At 41.4% G+C, this 20,945-nt stretch carries 23 protein-coding genes and 4 tRNA genes; 8 read left to right on the top strand and 19 right to left on the bottom strand.

Annotated elements, in window-relative coordinates; translation table 11 throughout:
• Window positions 1-41 precede the first annotated feature (41 nt).
• From serS to G8D99_RS11300, 4 genes are all read left to right on the top strand, one after another.
• Entirely contained in the window at window positions 42-1,313 is a 1,272-nt protein-coding gene (serS, locus tag G8D99_RS11315) for a serine--tRNA ligase (protein WP_166325913.1), read from the top strand.
• Window positions 1,314-1,394: 81 nt separating this feature from the next.
• Entirely contained in the window at window positions 1,395-2,771 is a 1,377-nt protein-coding gene (cysG, locus tag G8D99_RS11310; protein ID WP_166325910.1) for a siroheme synthase CysG, read from the top strand.
• A 37-nt stretch (window positions 2,772-2,808) separates the two neighbouring features.
• Window positions 2,809-3,288: a tRNA (cytidine(34)-2'-O)-methyltransferase gene (locus G8D99_RS11305; RefSeq protein WP_166325907.1), complete on the top strand. Its 480-nt coding sequence runs from the start codon at window positions 2,809-2,811 to the stop codon at window positions 3,286-3,288.
• A gap of 141 nt (window positions 3,289-3,429) precedes the next feature.
• Window positions 3,430-3,984 carry a hypothetical protein gene (locus tag G8D99_RS11300; protein ID WP_227554316.1) on the top strand — a complete coding sequence of 185 codons (555 nt, stop codon included), beginning with the start codon at window positions 3,430-3,432 and terminating at the stop codon, window positions 3,982-3,984.
• Between the two features lie 81 nt (window positions 3,985-4,065).
• On the opposite strand, the gene G8D99_RS11295 is transcribed toward G8D99_RS11300, so the two are convergent.
• The 6 genes from G8D99_RS11295 to rpoD all read right to left on the bottom strand — a co-directional run bounded on the left by G8D99_RS11295 (window position 4,066) and on the right by rpoD (window position 10,739).
• The gene (locus G8D99_RS11295; protein WP_166325904.1) at window positions 4,066-5,484 is read right to left on the bottom strand and encodes an APC family permease; all 1,419 of its coding nucleotides are present in this window, start codon (window positions 5,482-5,484) and stop codon (window positions 4,066-4,068) included.
• Window positions 5,485-5,754: 270 nt separating this feature from the next.
• Window positions 5,755-6,939 carry an iron-containing alcohol dehydrogenase gene (locus tag G8D99_RS11290; RefSeq protein ID WP_166325901.1) on the bottom strand — a complete coding sequence of 395 codons (1,185 nt, stop codon included), beginning with the start codon at window positions 6,937-6,939 and terminating at the stop codon, window positions 5,755-5,757.
• A 3-nt stretch (window positions 6,940-6,942) separates the two neighbouring features.
• Complete coding sequence (locus G8D99_RS11285; RefSeq protein WP_166325898.1) at window positions 6,943-7,476, bottom strand: hypothetical protein; 534 nt, start codon at window positions 7,474-7,476, stop codon at window positions 6,943-6,945.
• 76 nt (window positions 7,477-7,552) lie between these two features.
• Complete coding sequence (lipB, locus tag G8D99_RS11280; RefSeq protein WP_166325895.1) at window positions 7,553-8,209, bottom strand: lipoyl(octanoyl) transferase LipB; 657 nt, start codon at window positions 8,207-8,209, stop codon at window positions 7,553-7,555.
• Between the two features lie 181 nt (window positions 8,210-8,390).
• Window positions 8,391-8,678, bottom strand: a complete 288-nt coding sequence (locus G8D99_RS11275; RefSeq protein WP_166327734.1) for a YbeD family protein — start codon at window positions 8,676-8,678, stop codon at window positions 8,391-8,393.
• Between the two features lie 126 nt (window positions 8,679-8,804).
• A complete protein-coding gene (rpoD, locus tag G8D99_RS11270) occupies window positions 8,805-10,739 on the bottom strand; it encodes an RNA polymerase sigma factor RpoD (protein ID WP_264821713.1) in 1,935 nt (644 codons plus the stop codon).
• A gap of 300 nt (window positions 10,740-11,039) precedes the next feature.
• On the opposite strand from rpoD, the gene G8D99_RS11265 reads away from it, so the two are divergent.
• Together G8D99_RS11265 and G8D99_RS11260 are read left to right on the top strand one after the other, a co-directional pair.
• Window positions 11,040-11,249 carry a PA3496 family putative envelope integrity protein gene (locus tag G8D99_RS11265; protein ID WP_166325889.1) on the top strand — a complete coding sequence of 70 codons (210 nt, stop codon included), beginning with the start codon at window positions 11,040-11,042 and terminating at the stop codon, window positions 11,247-11,249.
• A gap of 72 nt (window positions 11,250-11,321) precedes the next feature.
• Window positions 11,322-11,846, top strand: a complete 525-nt coding sequence (locus G8D99_RS11260; protein ID WP_166325886.1) for a YecA/YgfB family protein — start codon at window positions 11,322-11,324, stop codon at window positions 11,844-11,846.
• A 161-nt stretch (window positions 11,847-12,007) separates the two neighbouring features.
• Here G8D99_RS11260 and G8D99_RS11255 read toward each other — a convergent pair whose 3' ends face one another.
• On the bottom strand, window positions 12,008-12,322 hold the full coding sequence (locus tag G8D99_RS11255; RefSeq protein WP_166325883.1) for a hypothetical protein: 315 nt from the start codon (window positions 12,320-12,322) through the stop codon (window positions 12,008-12,010).
• A gap of 326 nt (window positions 12,323-12,648) precedes the next feature.
• The gene (gene trhO, locus G8D99_RS11250) at window positions 12,649-13,581 is read right to left on the bottom strand and encodes an oxygen-dependent tRNA uridine(34) hydroxylase TrhO (RefSeq protein ID WP_166325880.1); all 933 of its coding nucleotides are present in this window, start codon (window positions 13,579-13,581) and stop codon (window positions 12,649-12,651) included.
• Window positions 13,582-13,698: 117 nt separating this feature from the next.
• Here trhO and G8D99_RS11245 point away from each other — a divergent pair, with 117 nt between their 5' ends.
• Together G8D99_RS11245 and G8D99_RS11240 are read left to right on the top strand one after the other, a co-directional pair.
• Complete coding sequence (locus G8D99_RS11245) at window positions 13,699-14,184, top strand: DUF1289 domain-containing protein (protein ID WP_166325877.1); 486 nt, start codon at window positions 13,699-13,701, stop codon at window positions 14,182-14,184.
• A 143-nt stretch (window positions 14,185-14,327) separates the two neighbouring features.
• The gene (locus G8D99_RS11240) at window positions 14,328-14,714 is read left to right on the top strand and encodes a DUF2750 domain-containing protein (protein ID WP_166325874.1); all 387 of its coding nucleotides are present in this window, start codon (window positions 14,328-14,330) and stop codon (window positions 14,712-14,714) included.
• A 71-nt stretch (window positions 14,715-14,785) separates the two neighbouring features.
• On the opposite strand, the gene panD is transcribed toward G8D99_RS11240, so the two are convergent.
• From panD to G8D99_RS11185, 11 genes are all read right to left on the bottom strand, one after another.
• The gene (panD, locus tag G8D99_RS11235; protein ID WP_166325871.1) at window positions 14,786-15,166 is read right to left on the bottom strand and encodes an aspartate 1-decarboxylase; all 381 of its coding nucleotides are present in this window, start codon (window positions 15,164-15,166) and stop codon (window positions 14,786-14,788) included.
• Window positions 15,167-15,312: 146 nt separating this feature from the next.
• The gene (gene pth, locus G8D99_RS11230; protein ID WP_166325868.1) at window positions 15,313-15,891 is read right to left on the bottom strand and encodes an aminoacyl-tRNA hydrolase; all 579 of its coding nucleotides are present in this window, start codon (window positions 15,889-15,891) and stop codon (window positions 15,313-15,315) included.
• A 19-nt stretch (window positions 15,892-15,910) separates the two neighbouring features.
• The gene (gene rplY / locus G8D99_RS11225) at window positions 15,911-16,207 is read right to left on the bottom strand and encodes a 50S ribosomal protein L25 (RefSeq protein WP_166325865.1); all 297 of its coding nucleotides are present in this window, start codon (window positions 16,205-16,207) and stop codon (window positions 15,911-15,913) included.
• 98 nt (window positions 16,208-16,305) lie between these two features.
• Window positions 16,306-17,259, bottom strand: a complete 954-nt coding sequence (locus tag G8D99_RS11220; RefSeq protein ID WP_166325862.1) for a ribose-phosphate pyrophosphokinase — start codon at window positions 17,257-17,259, stop codon at window positions 16,306-16,308.
• A 36-nt stretch (window positions 17,260-17,295) separates the two neighbouring features.
• Window positions 17,296-17,370: transfer RNA gene (locus G8D99_RS11215), tRNA-Gln, on the bottom strand.
• 92 nt (window positions 17,371-17,462) lie between these two features.
• A tRNA-Gln gene (locus G8D99_RS11210) sits at window positions 17,463-17,537 on the bottom strand.
• 24 nt (window positions 17,538-17,561) lie between these two features.
• A tRNA-Gln gene (locus tag G8D99_RS11205) sits at window positions 17,562-17,636 on the bottom strand.
• A 38-nt stretch (window positions 17,637-17,674) separates the two neighbouring features.
• Window positions 17,675-17,749 (bottom strand) — tRNA-Gln (locus G8D99_RS11200).
• 10 nt (window positions 17,750-17,759) lie between these two features.
• Window positions 17,760-18,584, bottom strand: coding sequence for a 4-(cytidine 5'-diphospho)-2-C-methyl-D-erythritol kinase (ispE, locus tag G8D99_RS11195; RefSeq protein ID WP_166325859.1), 825 nt, complete (start codon window positions 18,582-18,584; stop codon window positions 17,760-17,762).
• Window positions 18,585-18,605: 21 nt separating this feature from the next.
• A complete protein-coding gene (gene lolB / locus G8D99_RS11190; protein ID WP_406741522.1) occupies window positions 18,606-19,196 on the bottom strand; it encodes a lipoprotein insertase outer membrane protein LolB in 591 nt (196 codons plus the stop codon).
• The gene (locus tag G8D99_RS11185; protein WP_196781655.1) at window positions 19,196-20,908 is read right to left on the bottom strand and encodes a tetratricopeptide repeat protein; all 1,713 of its coding nucleotides are present in this window, start codon (window positions 20,906-20,908) and stop codon (window positions 19,196-19,198) included. The genes lolB and G8D99_RS11185 overlap by 1 nt, the downstream gene beginning before the upstream one ends.
• Window positions 20,909-20,945 lie beyond the last annotated feature (37 nt).

Here is a 20,945-nt window from a genome sequence, read left to right as displayed (position 1 = left end):
CTTACACTATAGCCAGTTTTTTTCTTTGCAAAGAATTGATCATGATCGACCCAAAATTACTCAGAAATAATATTGAGGCAGTAAATTTAGCCTTAGCAAAACGTGGTGTACAGCTGAATGTTGAAGAGTGGGCTGCATTAGAAGCACGTCGTAAAGAGTTGCAGTCTAAAACTGAAGCACTTCAAGCTGAACGTAATGCTGGTGCAAAACAAGTGGGTCAAATCAAAAAATCTGGCGGCGATGCATCTGAAATCATGGCACGTATGTCTGCGATTGGGGATGAAATCAAAGCAGCTGAAGTGGCTTTGGCTGAATTGCAAACTGAAATTGAAAATAAATCCTTAAGTATTCCGAACTTACCACATGAATCTGTACCTGAAGGTAAAGATGAAAATGATAATGTGGAAGTATTGAAATGGGGTACACCTCGCCAATTCGACTTTGAAATTAAAGATCATACTGATCTTGGTGAATGGATGGGTGGTCTTGAGTTTGAAACTGCAACTAAATTAACCGGTTCGCGTTTTAGCGTATTAAAAGGCCCATTAGCACGTTTACAACGTGCCTTAACCCAATTTATGTTGGATACGCATACCCTAAAAAATGGTTATACCGAAGCGTATGTACCTTATTTGGTGAATGCAGATTCATTACGTGGTACAGGTCAGTTGCCTAAATTTGAAGAAGATTTGTTTAAGCTTCAAGGTGAAAAAGAATATTACCTCATTCCAACGGCTGAAGTACCTGTAACCAACTTCGTACGTGATGAAATTGTAGACCCTGAACGTCTACCTTTGAAATATGCTGCCCATACACCATGTTTCCGTAGTGAAGCAGGTTCATATGGTCGTGACACGCGTGGTCTAATCCGTCAGCACCAATTCGACAAAGTTGAAATGGTTCAAATCGTAAAACCTGAAACCTCTATGGATGCATTGGAAGAATTAACAGGTCATGCTGAAGGTATCTTGCAAGCACTCGGTCTGCCATACCGTAAAGTGATTCTATGTGGTGGGGACATGGGCTTCGGTGCGATCAAAACGTACGACTTAGAAGTTTGGGTGCCAAGTCAAAATACGTACCGTGAAATTTCATCTTGCTCATGCATGGGTGACTTCCAAGCACGTCGTATGAAAGCGCGTTACCGTACTGACCAAAAGAAAACTGAATTTGTGCATACCTTGAACGGTTCAGGTTTGGCGGTAGGTCGTACTTTACTTGCGGTGATGGAAAACTATCAGCGTGAAGATGGTTCAATTGAAATTCCAGCAGTACTCCGTCCATACATGGGCGGTGCTGAGTTTATCGACTAATTGATTTTAGTTTGTAAATCCTATGTACCTTGTGCATAGAAATTGCTTTAGACAGTCAGAACTTAAATATTGAGGTCATGTGTGGATATTTTTCCAATCTCCTTAAAGTTGCAACAGCAACCTTGTCTGATTGTCGGTGGTGGACACATTGCCTATCGTAAGGCGGTGTTATTGGCAAAAGCAGGTGCGGTGATCGATGTCATCGCTCCTGACATTGAAGCCAATTTATTGTCTTTGGTGCAGCAAAGCCAAGGGCAATATGTCCAAGCACCATTCAGCTTAGAATGTCCTTTAAATCATTATCGTTTAGTGATTGCTGCGACCAATGATGCAGCAGTGAACCAATCTGTTTTTGTCGCATGTGAAGCCAAAAATGTATTGGTGAATAGTGTTGATGATCCACCGCATTGTCGATTTATGGTGCCTGCGATTATTGATCGTTCGCCATTGATTGTTTCTGTTGCCAGCAATGGCACATCGCCTGTTTTATCTCGTCAAATCCGCACGCAATTGGAAACCAGTATTCCCCATGGGATGGGTAAGCTCGCTGAATTTTCAGGGAAATGGCGTCCAGCAGTCAAAGCTAAAATTGCCAATCCTGATGAACGCCGTATTTTTTGGGAAGAGCTGTATGCCAGCCGACTCAAGGAACAGGTGTTTAATGACAATCTTGATGAAGCCGATCAATTGATTGAGCAAGCTTTAACTGAGTGGACCACTCCGAAAGGCGAAGTGTACTTGGTCGGTGCTGGTCCGGGCGACCCAGAATTACTCACGCTAAAAGCCTTGCGTATGATGCAACAAGCCGATGTGGTGATTTACGATCGTTTGGTGTCGAAACCGATTATGGATTTGTGCCGCCGTGATGCAGAGAAGATCTATGTCGGTAAAGCACGTTCCAATCATGCGGTGCCTCAAGAGGGCATCAATGCTTTGCTGGTAGAATATGCCAAGCAAGGTAAACGGGTTTGTCGTTTGAAAGGCGGTGATCCGTTTATTTTTGGGCGTGGCGGTGAAGAAATTCAAGAGCTGTATGAAGCTGGGGTGAGTTTTCAGGTGGTGCCGGGGATTACCGCAGCTTCAGGTTGTTCAGCCTATGCCGGTATTCCGCTGACCCATCGTGACTATGCACAAAGTGTACGTTTTCTGACAGGGCATTTAAAAGAAGGTTCGCCTGAATTGCCTTGGAGTGAATTGGTCTATGAAAATCAGACCCTTGTTTTATACATGGGATTGGTCGGTTTAGAAAAAATCTGTCAACGCTTAATTGAACATGGTCAACGGGCAGACATGCCTGTGGCGCTTGTTTCAAAAGGGACTACGCCTGAGCAGAAAGTGGTGGTCGGAACTTTGGCAGATATCGCCTCTAAAGTGTCTGAACATCAAATTCAAGCACCGACGCTCACCATTATTGGTGAAGTGGTTAAACTGCGTGAACAACTTCAGTGGCTAGCCTAATGGGCTTAGCCACCTTTATTTATAGAAGAGATCTCCCGTGATTCATGTCGTATTGTATGAACCAGAAATTCCTGCAAACACAGGCAATATCATTCGTTTGTGTGCCAATACTGGCGCACAACTGCATGTGGTTAAGCCCTTAGGTTTTGAGTTAGATGACAAAAAGCTGAAACGTGCTGGATTGGACTATCACGAATGGGCGCGCATGCAGATTTGGGAAAACTTCGATGAATGTTTAGCGAATTTGGCTGAGCAGGGCATTGGGTTGGACGCCATTTATCCATTGACCACCAAAGGCACTGAAACCCCACATACTTCTGATTTAAACCGTCCTGTGGCATTACTCATGGGGCCTGAAACACGCGGTTTGCCTGAAGCTATACGCATGTTGTTCCCACAACAGCATTGGATTCGCTTACCGATGGCAGCCAATTCACGTAGCTTAAACTTATCCAATGCGACTGCAGTGATTGTGTATGAGGCTTGGCGTCAACAAGGCTTTAAAGAACTCTCTTAACAGCTAAGCTAAATTGAAAACAGAGAAAAGCTACCTTCGAGGTGGCTTTTTTTATGTAACGAGGGGCAAATAAAGCTTCATATCGCGCTGAATATTGGTTATAAAAAATGAAAGATTTTAAAAATATACATGAAGTTCAACATGCAAAAGTTAAAACACTATTTACAGCCATTGATGGCACTTTCAATCCTTTCAGTATCAACGGCAATATTTGCCGCAACAGCACCGCAACAGGAAAATTTAACAGAACAACCACAGCCTGTAGATGAGCAAATGACGCCACATTCAAGCCAGACTGAGTTGAATGCAACTGCTTCTACCGCAGTCTTAGCCAATGAAAAACCGAATGAGCTGGAAGTTAAACCTTTGACGCAAGCAGAAATCCGTGAAGGTCTAAACCGTATGCAAAAGTGGATGGTGGCGAGTATTGATGAATGGGGAAAAACCTTAAAAGCGGAAGACTTCGAACGAACCTGGACCGGTGGGCGTCAATTGACCAAACCGAAACGTCAGGAGGTATGTGGGATTTATCAACGTATCGTCAATGAAACCTATAAATTAGCGATAGACAATAAACTCAGATTGCCTCAAAAAGATCAGGCGGTCTTGAAAGATCGTGATTCTTTTATTCAAAGTTTAGGTTATAAAAATAATGTGGTGGATACCAAAATGGGATTCAATTGTCGAATTAAATAACCTGCAACTGAGGAAAAGATTAAAATCTAACAAATAAAAAAGGCGCATTGAGCGCCTTTTTTATAGGATGTGATTTAACGATTAATGATCGCTAAATTCATCATGTTGTGGAGCAGGTTGACGGAAACCACGGGTTTTGTAGGCTAAGTAAGCAACCCCAAATACGGCCCATGCCAAACCAAGTTTTAATGCCATTTCATCAATTTCAAGCCACATCAAGAACACACTTGCAAAGCCTAAAGATGGAATGACCACATAACTCATGATCTCTTTAAATGTTTTGGTGCGTCCATCACGTAAAGCATAGCGAGAAATTACAGAGAAGTTTACGAAGCTGAATGCTGTCAATGCACCAAAACTAATAAGATTGACAATGTGTTCAAGGTCTAAGAAACCTGCAGTGAGTGCAATCACACCGACAATAATAATATTGTAAACAGGCGTATGTAATTTAGGGCTGATATAACCAAAGACTTTCTTGTTGATGACGCCATCTCGACCCATCACATACATCAAGCGAGATACACCTGCATGTGCAGAAATACCGGATGCAAGTACAGCAATGACTGCGAAATACAACACCAACGTTTTAAATGCAATGCCAGTAATCGCAGTCAGAATCGTGGTATTACCTAATGCTTCAAGCATGACCGGCTGCGATTCATCTAAAGGATTAAAGTACAAGGCTGCTGCACTTGGGAAGAAAATTTGAATGAAATAGGTGCTGATGATAAAAATAACACCTGCAATTAAAGCAGTGGTAAATATCGCTTTTGGCAAGGTTTTTTCAGCATCTTTGGTTTCTTCAGCCAATGATGACAAAGCATCAAAACCTGTAAAAGAGAAGCACAGAATGGTTGCACCACCAATTAATGCACCAATACTGGTAAATTCATTCCAAAACGGTGCCAAAGACCAAAGTTCAATTTTGTCATGATTTAAGGTGCCATCAGCGTAGACGCCCTGTGTAAGCAATTGATAAACTTCATAAACAAAGTAGAAGATAATGCCTAATTGCACCACAACAATGGTACTGTTGAATCGCGCCACAAAGCGTGATCCAAACAAGTTAATGATGGTCATGATTGCAGTTAAACTGATCACCCAAATCCAATTATTCACATCAGGAAATAATGCTCTGAGGTAAATATCCGCTAAGATAATATTCACTAACGGAGACAAAAGATAATCGAGTAGCGAAGACCAACCCACCATAAAACCGACATTCGGGTGGATAGATTTTTGTGCATAGGTATATGCAGAACCAGATGACGGATAACGACGAATCATATGTCCGTAACTAATGGAGGTAAATAAGATTGCAACTAAAGCAAATATGTAGGAAGTAGGTACATGACCTTGACTTCCTTCTGATACAAGACCGAACGTATCAAATAAAGTGAGTGGCTGAATATACGCCAATCCAATAATGATAATATGCCACAGCACTAGATTTTTTTTCAGTTGAGCTGTGGTTTGAGTCCCAGAGATATTTGTCAACGGCGTTATCCTCTTAATCGTTGATCAACGATCAGTCATGCTTAATAAGGGTTGTTTGAGACGAACAACCCCCCCGAATTGATAAAAACAAAAAAGTGCGCCAATCTATACTATATCGATGCACTTTGTCAGTAACTTCTCAGAAGTTTTAGCAGAAAATATGCCAAGTTGTATAAAAAATAGATGACTCAACATTCTGCAAGATAAAAGCCCGATGTTTAAAAAAACATCAGGCTAGATTTAGGCGTATATTGGCCTATTTTTTATTAATTACCAAGCTTTTTTTAGGATTGATTTCAAATCTTCAAGCGAGGTTTCTTTCGGGTTGAAAATGATGGAACCATCATTCAATGCTTTCTCGGCAATCTCATCAAACTGCGCTTCAGTGACTTTACCGGTTTCACGCAAAGTACGAGGCAATTTCGTTGAGCTATAAATGTGATCACGCATGGTGTTGATAAAGGCAATCGCTTTATCTGCACGTGCGTGGGCAGGGGTTTGCGCATAAATGTCTGCACCTGCAAGCGGCAACAGCAACTCGGCAATTTTATGTCCGTTTACATCTTTATTGAACTCAAGCACATAAGGTAGGAATAAGTTCATGCATAGCCCATGCGGTAAATGTGCCACTGCCCCCAACGCATGTCCGAGTGAATGCACAATACCCACCATGGCATTGGAGAATGCAATCCCTGCCATTGTCGACGCTTGCGCCAACTCTAAACGACCATGGGCATCTTTCGGATTGTCTAGTACATTAAACAAGTTTTCAGATACTTTTTTGATTGCCGCGGTCGCATAAGCATCACTGATCGGATTGGCTGCCAAACAGGTATAGGCTTCAACTGCATGGGTCATTGCATCCATTGCCGTCATTGCCGTTAAGTGTGGTGGCAAGGTTTGGGTCATACGTGGATCTAAAATCGCTGCACTTGGCATCAGGTATTTTGAAGCAAATGGCATTTTTTGATGTGTACTGTTGTCTGAAATCACCGCTACCATGGTCACTTCTGAGCCTGTACCTGAAGTCGTCGGTACCACAAAGAATGGTTTTAATGGGCGAGGGAGATTATGTGCTCCCGAGTATTTCAGTAGATCATCACCACCTTCAGTCACCAAGATATTGGCAGCCTTTGCAGTATCAATCACTGAACCACCGCCAATCGCAATAATCGCATCGCAGTTGTTTGAACGGTACGCGTCTGCTACAGCTCGAACCGTCTCTAGACTTGAGTCGGGTGGAACATCATCAAAAATAGAAGCAATGGTCACCTCTGTGGCTGCAAAAGCAGTTTCTACAGGTTCAAGCAAACCATTTGCACGTACACCTTTATCCGTCAAAATCATTGGGCGAGAAGCACCCATAGATGCCAATTCAAAGGGCATATGTTCAAGTGCGGCATTACCAGCAATGACTTTTACTGGACAGAAAAATTCGTAATATGGTTTAGCCATGCCTTAAACACTCCCTTTGATATATGACTGAGCAACTTTTAAATAAATATTGGCAGCGCCGGTTAGTTTTTCTTTAATTGTGAGTTGTTGTGGATATTCTTTGATGGCAAGCTCAGCCACCATCTTCGGTAAAATGAGTGCTTCCATTTTATTCAAGCATCGTACCAAGCGAATCGCATGCCCTAAATCACCATCCGCCACCATGCGGTCATTGGCAAAAGCTTGAGCGGTACTTTCTTGGAAAGAAAACACTAAAAATGCATGATGCATATGTTTAAAGGTAATGGTCAGATCCGGTTTGCCATCGGTATGATCGACCAACACCAAATGATGCTGATCATTGACCTGTGCGATAAAGGCTGCATCACTGTTAAACACAGCCATAGAAACGGTGAAACCGACAGGAAATTTTGACACATCCTGTTTGATTTCAGCATCCACTTGGCTCGCCATCGCTAAACCACGTCCAATGACATCAAGCATGAGCTTGACATAGGCTTGCTCTAAAGCGGGCTTTACTGATTTAATTGAAATCACTCGCTCATCCCTATTTGCGTATTGATTTATTTTAGAGTAAATACTCTAATTTATTCTAGGGAGGCTTGTAAAGGGATTAGTGTGCACTGATCTGTATATTTTCGAAAAAGTTGGTTTCTGTCAGTGCTTGAATCACATCTTGGCTCAGCTGTTCAAAGCTTGGATAGTTGGGAAGCAAATCGCAAATTCGTACCATTTCTAAACCTGCATAGCCACAGGGGTTAATGGTATGAAAACCATCAAGGCTACAATCAATATTCAACGATAAGCCGTGATAACTACGACCTTTACGAATTTTAAAACCGAGTGAGCCAATTTTACGACCATCGACATAAACACCCGGTGCGTCAGGTTTTGCATAAGCTTCAATGTTATATGTCTTCAATAAATCAATCATCAAATTTTCAGCATAAGACACCAAACTGCGAACATTCCATTTCAAGCGATTTAAATCGAACATGAAATACACCACCATTTGACCTTTGCCATGCCAAGTGACTTGACCGCCACGGTCGGTCTGTACGACAGGTAAGTCGCTTGGAATCAAAATATGCTCAGCCTTGCCCGCTTGACCTTGAGTAAGTACATCATGATGTTGCAAAATCCATAATTCATCAGGGCTATTCTCATCACGCTGTTCAGTCAAGCTTTTCATTTCTAAAAAGCGATCTTCATATGGTGTGAGTTGAGAATATTGGCGAATGATTAAATTGGGTTTGCTCAAAGCGTCCACAGCAAAGATGCCTTTTCAGAATTTGGATAGAGTCTAATTATAATGAATTCGCTGCAGGATAGGGGATTTTCAACTGAGTGAGATGATAAAGATTCACTTGGTTAAATCAGTAAATTTTTAAACCCAAAACATAAAAAAACACGCCCGAAAGCGTGTTTTTTTAGCAACGACAATAAAAAAATTAAAGCGCTGTTTTAATCAATGGGCAAGCGGCCAAATCTGCATAAAGTGCATGCACTTGTTCCAATTCTTGGAACACGATTTGCGCAGTCAGTGAATGATATTTACCTGTGCGTGATGGCTGTACTTTAATGCTTTTACCATCAAAATCAGGGAAATGCTTCACCATAATTTCTGTTACGGCACCATGTAATTCATCACCAGCAACACCAATCAATTTAATTGGATAGTCCATTGGGAAAACCCATAGGTCTTCTTGAAGTTCGCGTGATGGAGTGCGATCGGTCATGTCAGTCATAGGACACCTCATTATTAAAAATACCTGCAATGAGCAGGTATTTTGATTCTATTGCTACATGCTCTTATTATGGGGGAATGACCCCCATATTCAAGCCTGCATTATCCTATAGATGGATCAGTCATTCTCGAGGAAAGAACGTAAGTGTTCAGAACGAGAAGGATGACGTAATTTACGTAATGCTTTGGCTTCAATCTGACGAATACGCTCACGTGTTACGTCAAATTGTTTACCCACTTCTTCCAAAGTATGGTCGGTTGGCATATCGATACCAAAACGCATTTTCAAAACTTTAGCTTCACGTTCAGTTAGGTTTTCTAAAACTTCACGCGTTGCTTCTTTTAAGCCTTCAGAGGTTGCCGCATCAATTGGAGAGGTAATGTTACCGTCTTCAATAAAGTCACCCAAGTGCGAATCTTCATCATCACCAATCGGCGTTTCCATCGAAATTGGTTCTTTCGCAATTTTAAGCACTTTACGAACTTTCACTTCGTCCATTTCTAGACGTTCGCCCAATTCTTCAGGGGTTGGTTCACGGCCCATTTCTTGAAGCAATTGACGAGATACACGGTTGATCTTGTTAATTGTTTCAATCATATGCACCGGAATACGAATGGTACGCGCTTGATCCGCAATCGAACGCGTGATCGCCTGACGAATCCACCACGTTGCATAAGTCGAGAACTTGTAACCACGACGGTATTCAAACTTGTCTACCGCTTTCATCAAGCCGATGTTACCTTCTTGAATCAAGTCGAGGAATTGTAGACCACGGTTGGTGTATTTTTTCGCAATCGAAATCACCAGACGTAAGTTGGCTTCAACCATCTCTTTCTTGGCACGACGTGCTTTCGCTTCACCAATTGCCATACGTTTAGAAATTTCTTTAATTTCTTTCACGTTGAGATTGAGTTCTTTCTCAATATCAGCAATCTTTTGTTGGAAAGCCAATACATCTGGACGAACTTTTTCTAAATACGGTTTTAGATCCGCAGGCGCTTTGGCGATTTGCTCTTCAATCCAAGCCGGGTTTGATTCTTGACCTGGGAAAGAGGTACGGAATTGGGTGCGATCCATACGACCACGACGCACTGCATAGCGCATTACTTCACGTTCAGCAGTACGAATGTTTTCGTGCGTACCACGAATCATTTCTGAAATAATATCAAATAGACGTGGTGTGAATTTGAACATCATGAACACAGTTGCAAGCGCTTCAATCGCATCGTCTGCTTGTTTGCTACGACGACCATGTTTAGCAATTGCATCTTTGGTCGCTTGCCAAGCTGCTTCTAATTCAGTGAAACGTGCTTTTGCAATTTCAGGATCTGGACCAGATTCGCCTTCAGAGTCGTCATCGCTGTCTGACTCTTCTTCATCGTCATCATCGAGTTTAACTTCTTTGGTTGGCTTGGTGTCTGAATCTTCTACAAGTTCAGGTTCTTCTTCTATAACTTCAGGAATCTCTTCGTCAGATTCAGGGTCTAAATAACCTGAAAGAATATCTGCGAGACGACGTTCACCGCTTTCATAATCTTTATATTCTTGGAGTACAACTTCGACTGCATTTGGCCAATATGCAATTGAATTTAAAACGTCACGAATACCTTCTTCGATGCGTTTTGCAATCACAATCTCGCCTTCACGAGTCAGAAGTTCAACTGTACCCATTTCACGCATATACATACGTACAGGGTCAGTGGTACGACCAGGTTCGTTCTCTACAGAGGCAAGAACAGCTGCCGCTTCTTCTTCTGCGACTTCATCAGTCGTTTCGGTATTAGTACCGTCGAACATGGTGTCGTCAGCTTCAGGTGCGCGTTCATGCACCGGAATACCCACGTCTTGAAGCATTTGAATAATGTCTTCAATCTGTTCGCTTTCAGTGATTGAGTCTGGGAGATGATCGTTAACCTCAGCGTAGGTTAAGTAACCTTGTTCTTTGCCTCGGCTAATCAGAGCCGCTACTTGGGAAGTAGGGGAATGCTTATCGCTCATCTTTGCTCTCTTCTCGTTGAATCTGTGGCAGGGAAAAACCGTGCATTTTAGCACAATTATCTAAATATAGTATCTGAATAGGGTCGCTAAATTGGTTTAAAAAAACCAAACTATAAAATCGTGTATCCAAATATGGGGCTGGTTTTTTTATTTTCAAGCGTGTTCCTAATGCTTATTTAATCTGAAACTGAATAAAACCAAACTAATTGTTAATAATCGCATATTTAAGCGACATAAAAAAAGAAAATTTTTGTTGCACATCGTTAAAAAATCAAATAAAACTTGACAAGAATTAAGAACAAAGATAAATAGCGCCTAGCCCCATCCATTTTTTTCAATTATGAGGTAGTTTTAGTGTCTTCTACAGATTTTGAATTAGATGATAACTATAGTGATGATGATGTTAGTTTTGATGAATCAAGCAACAAAATTAGCGCAAAAGAATCATTAGAAAAACGTCGCCTAATCGACGACTTACTTGCACAGCGTCGCTTAGACCGCGAGTTAAAAGATTTAGAATATGATTTTGACGATGATGAAGACGACCATTTCGACGACGAATAACGAATTTATCATTGGGCTTATGTACTGAAAATGCTATCCTAAGCCATTAAATAGAGTTGTATTGGAAACAAAATGAGTGCTTTAGATTTAGACCTATTGAGTGATTATCTAGATGGCGATGACAATGAGCATGGTCTAGATTTCGCGGCGACTCATGGTTTTTTATGTGCTACAGCAGTTGGACCGAAATTTGAGCGTTGGTTAGATGAATTATTTGACAACAATCAAAACAAAGTACCTGCCCATATCATTGCTCAAATCAAACTTTGGTTGGAAGCGCTACGTCAAAACTTAGCCAATGAAGAAGGGATTACATTCCCATTTGAAATTGAAGAAGCCGATGTAGAGTCAAGCTTAGGTGATTGGAGTGTTGGTTTCGTTGATGCAATGTTCTTAAATGAAGATGCATGGTTTGCAGACGAATACGAAGAGCAATTGGTCGATTTGACTTTGCCGATTATGGTCTTCAGTGGTGTTGATGAAGAAGATCCTCAAATGGAATCTTTCCGTCGCAACGGTCAATTGATGGACGAGCTCGCGGAAGAAATTCCAGAGAATTTAAATGAATTATATTTGATGTACCACACACCAGATTAATTGATTGAAGATTTTTAAAAGCACCCATATGGGTGCTTTTTTTATACAAGTTTATTCAAGATGGTTAGCAAATCTGGTAGGGCTTATGCTTTTTAAGTTTATATTTAGTTTTTTAACGTGCTACTCATTCACATCTAATTCTGGGCAACCATGAACGAATGCTAGTCTTTAAAATTCAGTAAAGTATAAATATAGACTTTTCTTAAAATGTAACTCATGCCAATCGGAATTAAACTCAGCATGACAAAGTTGACAGGTGAGGCTTGAACGGAATGACCAATGGCAAGGGCGATCATCCCGCCTAAAATTGAACCAAGAAGTACGATAAAAATATGCGATTCAGCATTTAAGAGTTTGTGAAAGTCTTGCAGTGTAAAAGATCCATCTAAATGATTGCCGGACGATAAATTTTGAGTATTCATCGTAGGTTGAGCCATAGATTTCGAAGTGGCGCGCATATAAGCAGTCTTAGTCATTACGGTTTCCTTCAATATTCTTTATGATTTTTTTTAAATCCTTTTTTAATCCAGGTTTGATATCAACGCGTGCTTAACAAAAAATCATTTGATTACCTGTATTTTCAATTTGGGCATCATCTTTCAAATGTCAGTGTTTCTCTCTATTGTTGCCATAATTTATTGCCACAAACTGATCGATTTAAATTAGCAATTTTTTGTACAGTTTTATGCATTTGCTGTTTATAAGATTTGTTAGATTGTGCAAAGTATTGGATATTTATGTGACACAAATAAAAAACCGCTGCGATAAGCAGCGGTTTTTAGGCACTATTTGAAAAGCTAAATTACAAACGTTTACGCTTAGCGGCTGCAATTTGCGATTGACGCATACGGAAACCCGCTTTTTGCTTTTCTGTGGTTTTGTCGATGCAATACACGCAAGACACACCGTGTTCATAGCTCGCTAGTTCAACCTCAGCAGGCAGGAGTGGCCAACCACAAGCATGACACTTGGTGTTTTGACCTTCTTCAACACCATGCGTTACAGCAGTACGACCATCAAACACGAAGCATTCACCTTCCCACATGCTTTCTTCAGGTGGTGTTTCTTCTAAGTATTTTAAAATACCACCTTTTAAGTGATACACCTCAGTAAAGCCTTCTTGTAAAAGTAAAGAGGTTGATTTTTCACAGCGAATACCACCGGTACAGAACATCGCAATTTTCTTATCTTTATGTTCTTCAAGGTTGTTTTTGACGTATTCTGGGAATTCACGGAAACTTTCTGTTTTAGGGTCAATTGCACCCTTAAATGTCCCTGCTTTGTACTCGTAATCATTACGCGTATCGACCAAGATCACGTCATCACGTGCAATCAGTTCATTCCATTCTTTCGGATCAAGATAATGACCGACCAAATCACGCGGTTTAACTGGCACACCCAAAGTCACAATTTCAGGTTTGTGCTTAATTTTCATTTTACGGAACGGTTTCTCATCACTGTGTGATTCTTTGTATTCCATTGCGTCGAAACCTTCATCGAGCAAAAATTGATGCACTACATCAATCGCTACACGATCACCAGCCACAGTTCCGTTAATCCCTTCATCTGCCACAATTAGAGTACCGCAGAGGTTGATGGTTTTTACCAAGTCTAAAAGACGTTGTTGAAGACCAAGTGAATCTTGGACTTCTTTAAATTGATAAAGTGCTGCAACAACCCAACCAGTGGTCGCTTGCTGTTCTACAGGTGCAAGCTGTTCTACAGTAGCGTTCATGGAGTACTCCAAATGTATTAATATAGGGATAAAATTTATGGCGCATATTCTACCTTGAATTGCGTTGTTTTGCGAGAAAACCCTACCCGAAATATGGTTTTAATTGAGGAAAAAAAGTTGAGTAATGATCGTCGAATACCTTCTCTTACCCCATGTGCAGGGCGTTGCTCTACGGTATTTGGTGATGCAGTCTGTCGTGGTTGCCGAAGATTCAACCATGAGGTGATTCGGTGGAATACCTACAATGAAGAACAGCGACAGACGATATGGAAGCGATTGGATGCTCAATTGGATCAAATCTTGCTGCCAATGTTACCGCTTGCCAATCTTCAGCACATTGAAGGCTTTATTCATTCGAAACGTATTCGGGTCTTTGAAACCGCGAGCAAAGGACGCAAGCTTTATCATGCGTTAAAGTTGTGTGAAAAAAATAAGCATTTGGCGCATGAGAGTGGCTTAGGGATTGAGCCGCATCAGGTGAAGCCCATTTGGACTGAGTTTGAGCGTCGTGTGTTGGCTTTAGCCAATGCAAGCTATGATTTGGCATGGTTGCGCGCAGATGGGATGAGTCGGAGCTTATCGCAAGCGATGCAAGAGGATTGAGCCTGAGATCTGATTGCGCAGAATAGTCTAAGCAGAACAACAGCTTGAAAATGTCACTAAAGATGTGTTTTTAGTGATTTTCGCTTTCAAAAAACAGTAAACTGTTTAAAATAATGTGAATAATTTATAACAATGGAAAAATTATGACTATTGAAGCAACAGAATTAGAAACAGTACTGGCATTGCCGATTGAAGACCGTTACGAGTTTTTTTTAGATCAAGTGATTGAAACAGGTCGGGTTTGGGGGTTGGTTGGAGAGTCTTGGGCGGTATTTCGGGATGATGAGCAAGGTTATCAATTGTTCCCAGTCTGGTCGGATGAAGACTTTGCCACTGCCAATGCGGTTGGTGAGTGGGCAGGGTATAAGCCGCAAGAATTTAACGTCAAACAGTTTAGCGAAGAATTGGTGCCTCAGTTAAAACAAGCCAATATGCATTTGGCAATTTTTAAGTCTCCGCAAGATATGGGTCGTGTCGCTGAGCCGACTGAGATTGAGTTGATCTTTTCAAGCAAAGTCAAACCGAGTTGATTTACTGTAAATCTAAACAAGAAAAAAGCTCGCATATTGCCAGCTTTTTTCTATCACATACACTTAAAAAATTAAGCCACTTGAACTGGAATACAGTTTGCAGTGTGATTCACAGTATTGTCTGGGTTTGCATAAACAAGACGTGGTTTGTGTGCATCAGCTTCTGCATTGGTAAAATCACCAAAGGTTGCAATGATCACAAGATCGCCGACATCGGCTTGATGTGCAGCACCACCGTTGACTGAAATGATGCCTGAATTTTCTTCACCACGAATTGCATAGGTGGTAAAACGCTTACCGTTGGTGACATTCCAAACATGAATTTCTTCATATTCACGAATACCCGCTAAATCTAACAAGACGCCATCAATAGCACATGAGCCTTCATAATGAAGCTCAGCTTGAGTCACTACTGCACGGTGAATTTTTGCTTTTAATAAACGAGATAGCATGGAAAGCGTCTCCTAGTAGCCCTAAGTTTTGTTATCTTATGATTAAACAACAACTTCTATGTTGGGGGATGCAATTGAAAGCGCATTTTGCTCTCAAATTTTAAACATGGCAAGAAAAATTGTTTAACCAAGATTAATTTTTTAGATCAAGGTTTATAGGCATTTATTTGATTCATTGCCTGCTGAATTTCACCATTTACCAATAATTTTGTGCGGCTTAAAGCATGGTGAATCGCATCATCCATCAGCGATTGTTCGCTAGATGGTGCTTTACTCAACACATGACCTGAGACACGTTCTTTAGATCCAGGATGACCAATACCAATACGTAAACGATGGAAATTGGCGCCAATGTGTGGAACGATGTCACGTAAACCATTATGACCACCATGACCACCGCCAGTTTTGAGGCGAATGACACCCGGGTTCATATCGAGTTCGTCGTGTGCAATGAGTATTGCTTCAGGAGAAATTTGATAGAATTTGGCGAAGGGTACAACACTTTGACCCACGAGGTTCATAAAAGTTGTTGGTAATAACAGACGAACGTCCTGACCTTCGATTTTACCGCGACCACTGATGCCTTTATATTTCGGATCAGCTTTGAGAGAAATGCCATATTGCTGTGCGAGGCGTTCTACATACCAGAAGCCTGCATTATGGCGGGTTTGAGCATACTCAGAACCTGGGTTGCCCAAACCAACAATCAGTGAAATATTTGACACTAATTTACACCATTAACACTTATGCGCGTTTGAAGTCAGCGTGCATTGGCGTGTTTTTAGATGGGTGACGTTGTAACGCTTGGATTTTAACAGTTTCAACTTTACCATCAACATTGATTTCGATTACTTCTTCGAAGAATTTGTTGTCTTCTAAGAATTTAACCAATTGACGTAATTCTAAAGTTACAGAAACTGGAGCAGCTTCACCACCGTAGATGATTGCTGGTACTTTAGCTTGTAAACGAAGGCGGCGGCTCGCACCTTTCCCTTGTACAGCTTCTTCACGTGCTTCTGCGTTTAATACGAAGTTTGCCATGATAGACATCCTATTTAAGTTAATGAACTAGACCTGCGACCGATCTAGTGATAGAAAGCCCCACCAAAATGGCAGGGCTTTGGAATTTCAGCGGTGTATTATAGATAACTATCAAACATTGCGCTAATAGATTCTTCGTTGTTAATACGACGAATTGTTTCAGCAACCATACTAGCAACTGAAACTTGGCGAATCTTACCAAGTGCTTGCGCTTCTTCTGAAAGTGGAATGGTGTCACAGACAACCAATTCATCAATCACAGAATTGCGTAAATTCTCAATGGCTTTACCTGATAAAACAGGGTGAGTTGCATAAGCAACCACTTTACGCGCACCAAATGACTTCAGTGCATCAGCAGCTTTACACAATGTACCTGCGGTATCCACCATATCGTCGACAATCACACAATCACGATCTTTCACATCGCCAATCAAATGCATCACTTGTGATTCATTTGCTTTTTGACGACGTTTGTCAATGATTGCAAGATCAATATCACCCATTTGTTTGGCAACAGCACGTGCACGAACTACACCACCAACGTCAGGTGAAACCACCATCAAGTTGTGATGTTGTTGTTGACGTAAGTCAGCAAGCAAAGCAGGCGTACCGTAGATGTTATCTACAGGAATATCGAAGAAGCCTTGGATTTGGTCTGCGTGTAGGTCGATCATGACAACACGATCAATACCCACAGTTGTTAACATATCAGCAACAACTTTTGCAGTGATAGGCACACGTGCAGAACGTGGACGACGGTCTTGACGAGCATAACCGAAGTAAGGGATGACAGCTGTGATACGGCCAGCACTTGCACGACGCAAAGCATCTGCCATAACCAAAACTTCCATAAGGTTGTCATTGGTTGGGGCACAAGTAGGCTGAACGATAAACACGTCTTTACCACGTACATTTTCAGTAATTTCGACAGCGATTTCACCGTCAGAGAAATGACCTACAGATGCAGCACCTAAAGGAATGTGCAGATGGCTAACGACTTTTTGGGCGAATTGTGGATGTGCAGTTCCACTAAAAACGACAAGATTGGGCATGAAGCACCCTTGGCGGTTGGAATGTTTAGAAATAGATGGCAGGGGTAGCTGGATTCGAACCAACGGATGCCGAGATCAAAACCCGGTGCCTTACCACTTGGCGATACCCCTAATGCGGCAGAACTTTAATATTTTTACAATGCTTTGTCAAGGTTGCTTCACAAAGATGTAGTAAGTTTTGTTCCGTCTTTTTGAACTTAAAATGGCAGGGGCGGCTGGATTCGAACCAACGGATGCCGAGATCAAAACCCGGTGCCTTACCACTTGGCGACGCCCCTAATGCTGAGCAGATATGTAAAGAATGGCAGGGGTAGCTGGATTCGAACCAACGGATGCCGAGATCAAAACCCGGTGCCTTACCACTTGGCGATACCCCTAATACTTTGCATATAGCGCAAACATCTACAGATGAAAATGGCAGGGGTAGCTGGATTCGAACCAACGGATGCCGAGATCAAAACCCGGTGCCTTACCACTTGGCGATACCCCTATCATATAACTCAAATATGATTTAATGGTGATTCTTTTAAGCTATTCACTAAGTAAGATTTACATGGTGAATGGGCAAGAATCTCATCAAGATTCATATCTTTCATTACTTCAATAAACACACAAGCACCTGTACCTGTAAGTTTAGCAACACCGAACTGATCTAAATATTGCATCGCTTCATTGACTTCAGGGTATAAGCTTCTTGCCAAAGGCTCAAAGTTATTTCCAAAATCAGATGGCGTTTCCTGATAGGCGCAAAATTTAGAGGTCTTCGTGTCTCTTGTCAACGCTTTTTGTGAAAAAAGCAGTTGAGTGCTGATAAAACAATCAGGTTTCAGCACAATGAACTGTTTTTGATCTAAGTCTATGAATGTTAAGTGTTCACCAATGCCTTCTGCCCAAGCATTTTTACCATGCACAAAGATCGGCACATCTGCACCTAGCTTCACGCCTAAATCAGCCAATTGTTCAATTGTTAATCCACATTGCCAAATTTTGTTCGCTATCAGTAGTGTGGTCGCAGCATTAGAGGAGCCACCACCCAAACCTGCACCCATGGGAATATTTTTTTCAATGCAAATCTTCAACCCCAATTGCCCAACTTTTGCATAGGGTTTGATCATCGTTAAGGCTTTATAGATCAGATTATTTTCCAGATCGACACTGTCTAGGCCATCAATCTGAATCTGTGGATCTTCTGTTTGTGTGAATTCCATCCAATCGCACAAATCAATCAACTGAAAAATACTTTGCAGTTCGTGATAACCATTTTCACGGCGACCGGTGATGTGTAAGAACAGATTCAACTTGGCAGGTGAGGGAACACGAATCATAACAAGAACGCTTTTAAAGGATTAACGGTTTTGAATGACCATTGTAATACGGTTTTCTTTTCCTGTTTCAAGCTGTTGCTGCAAAATCAACTTATTCGGCAAAGTTGCAGCATCGTTATAGCTTAGATTTACTGTCCAACCATCTTCAATAATCTGCGCTAAACGGTTTTGCGCATCTTTTTCTGTTTTTGCCGTATCGGATGTGGTCTTGGCTTGAACCCAATCGACCAAATTGGTAATCGGCGCTTGCCATCCGGTGGCACGTTCAAGCAATTCTTCAGGCGATTCTGCCGTGATGGTGCCGGTTTTGGCGCTATTTAAAGTGACTTGACCGGGTTGACCGGAAATTTGAGTTTTACCCACCCCTAAGATGCCACTGAGTTCAATATCATACTGCTCTTGGTTTTGTTGCCAAGTGAAAAAGGCACTGCCTGATTGTTGTGGTGTTTTCACACCAATCTTACCTTGCAGGTTAAATTGATTGGCTACCTGAGGGCTTTGTGTCGATGAAACAGCTTTGTTCTGGGTAAAACTTTGACAGCCTGTCATCGCTATTACACTGAGTGTACTCGATAAGATCAGGGCAATTTTGATATGTTTAAACATGTGGATTAACTCGGTTTTGCATTTGTGGTTAACAGTAATTGATGGAGTGGGGCTAATTGTGGATCATTCGGGTGATTTTGTTGCAGTTGCTGTAACACTTGATTGAACTGATCCATCTCGCCTTGCATATACAGCGATTTGGCATAACGCACCCCAATATTGACACTTTTACTCAGTGCATAAGCCTTGGCTAAAACTAAAGAGGCAGTGGGATAGTCATTTTGTAAAAAAGTGATATAACCCAAGGTATCTAAGATAGAGGCCTGCTCAGGTGCAGTTTCTAATGCGTGTTCGGCGTAAGCCCGTGCTTCATCTAAACGTCGATTCTGGAGTGCGAGGGTATAGGCATAGGCATTTAAGTACGTGGGGCTATTCGGCTCAATTTCTAGTAATTGCTTCAGCACTTGATCGAGTTGATCGCGATCTTGAAAGGGATCAAGCAATAACACTTCAGAGTAGAGTAATTCTGGATCATCCGGCAGATTTTTCACAGCTTCTCTGAGTAAACCTAATGCAGCTTTTTTATTGCCCATACGTTTTAAAATTTCAGCCTGCGCTTGATACAAGAAACTGGCTTGTTGTGGGTAATTGACCCGTTCCTGAGTTAAAAAGCGTAAAACATCATTCAGTTTACCTTGACGCTCATAAATGCTAATCAAATTACGTCTTGAAACCGCGTATAAGTTGCCATCGACCAAGCGGTAATAAGCTTTGGCTGTTTCGAAATGTTCTTTACGCTCGGCATTCACCGCCAAATAATAATAAGCGTCATTTTGATATTGGTTTGAGGCGCGCAGTTCAACCAGATATTGTTCAGCCAATTCATATTGTTTAAGGTCGATTGAGGTTAGTCCTGCAATAAATAGAGCTTCTTCAGCATCCGGCCATTTTTTAATGATTTTTTTAAGTTTATCTAAAGCCAATTCGGACTTGTTCAGCTTAATCAAATAACGAACTTCAGCCAAATTGACCTCTAAATTGTTTCGATTACGTCGACTACTTTTTTCATACCACTTTAATGTGGCTGCTTCATCGCCCATTGCATTGAGTAAATTGGCTTTTAGTGCAATATAGGCGGTGACTTTGGGTTTACGTTTTAAGGCTTTATTGACGGTTTTGAGGGCTTGATCAAGCTGATCATTTTGCGCTTCTAAACTTGCGATCAACACCAAAATAGACGGATTGGTTTTTTCTTTACTCTTATTCAGTGTATTTAGCAAATTGATCCGATCTTCAGCGGATTCGGGTGAAATTCCTTCAAGAATCAGTTCTAAATTTGAATCAGGGTCTAGATTAAGAATCGTGTCGAGAACATCAGCCGCCAATTCATATTCATGCGATTTGAGTGCAATATGCGCCAAATAGAACTTAGCCGGGACATCTTCAGGTTCTTGAACCACCCAATGGGTCGCAATGTTTAAAGCCGATTGTAAGTCGTTTTGTTCCAATGCTATATCAAGTGCACGTTGTTTAACTTGAGTCGAGTTACTGCGAATGGCGAGCACGGTATAATTATGTAAAGCCGTGGCGACATCGTTCGCCGCGAGCGCAAACTCTGCGATCATGGTCTGTTGAATAGCATTCCGATTTAAATTTGCATGATTAATTTCTTCAGATGCTCTAAGATGAGGACTGTAAGCCATGCTACCAACAAGTAAGAATGTGGTAGAATACTGCTTTATTGTCATGCCGTTGTTTCGGCTATTTATTTGACGCAAATTTTTATCCAAGTAATGCTTTTTATGACACCGTTAT

This window comes from Acinetobacter lanii, from assembly GCF_011578285.1.
GTDB lineage: Bacteria > Pseudomonadota > Gammaproteobacteria > Pseudomonadales > Moraxellaceae > Acinetobacter > Acinetobacter lanii.
The sequence above is the reverse complement of the archived record's forward strand: the minus strand, read 5'-3'. Positions and strand labels throughout refer to the sequence as shown.

Bases quoted from the DNA above. Each gene is read 5' to 3' on its own strand.
- serS (WP_166325913.1), top strand. From the start codon at position 42: ATGATCGACCCAAAATTACTCAGAAATAATATTGAGGCAGTAAATTTA.
- G8D99_RS11300 (WP_227554316.1), top strand. From the start codon at position 3,430: ATGCAAAAGTTAAAACACTATTTACAGCCATTGATGGCACTTTCAATC.
- G8D99_RS11290 (WP_166325901.1), bottom strand. From the start codon at position 6,939: ATGGCTAAACCATATTACGAATTTTTCTGTCCAGTAAAAGTCATTGCT.
- G8D99_RS11275 (WP_166327734.1), bottom strand. From the start codon at position 8,678: ATGACCGATCGCACTCCATCACGCGAACTTCAAGAAGACCTATGGGTT.
- G8D99_RS11260 (WP_166325886.1), top strand. From the start codon at position 11,322: ATGAGTGCTTTAGATTTAGACCTATTGAGTGATTATCTAGATGGCGAT.
- G8D99_RS11255 (WP_166325883.1), bottom strand. From the start codon at position 12,322: ATGACTAAGACTGCTTATATGCGCGCCACTTCGAAATCTATGGCTCAA.
- trhO (WP_166325880.1), bottom strand. From the start codon at position 13,581: ATGAACGCTACTGTAGAACAGCTTGCACCTGTAGAACAGCAAGCGACC.
- G8D99_RS11240 (WP_166325874.1), top strand. From the start codon at position 14,328: ATGACTATTGAAGCAACAGAATTAGAAACAGTACTGGCATTGCCGATT.
- panD (WP_166325871.1), bottom strand. From the start codon at position 15,166: ATGCTATCTCGTTTATTAAAAGCAAAAATTCACCGTGCAGTAGTGACT.
- rplY (WP_166325865.1), bottom strand. From the start codon at position 16,207: ATGGCAAACTTCGTATTAAACGCAGAAGCACGTGAAGAAGCTGTACAA.
- G8D99_RS11220 (WP_166325862.1), bottom strand. From the start codon at position 17,259: ATGCCCAATCTTGTCGTTTTTAGTGGAACTGCACATCCACAATTCGCC.
- ispE (WP_166325859.1), bottom strand. From the start codon at position 18,584: ATGATTCGTGTTCCCTCACCTGCCAAGTTGAATCTGTTCTTACACATC.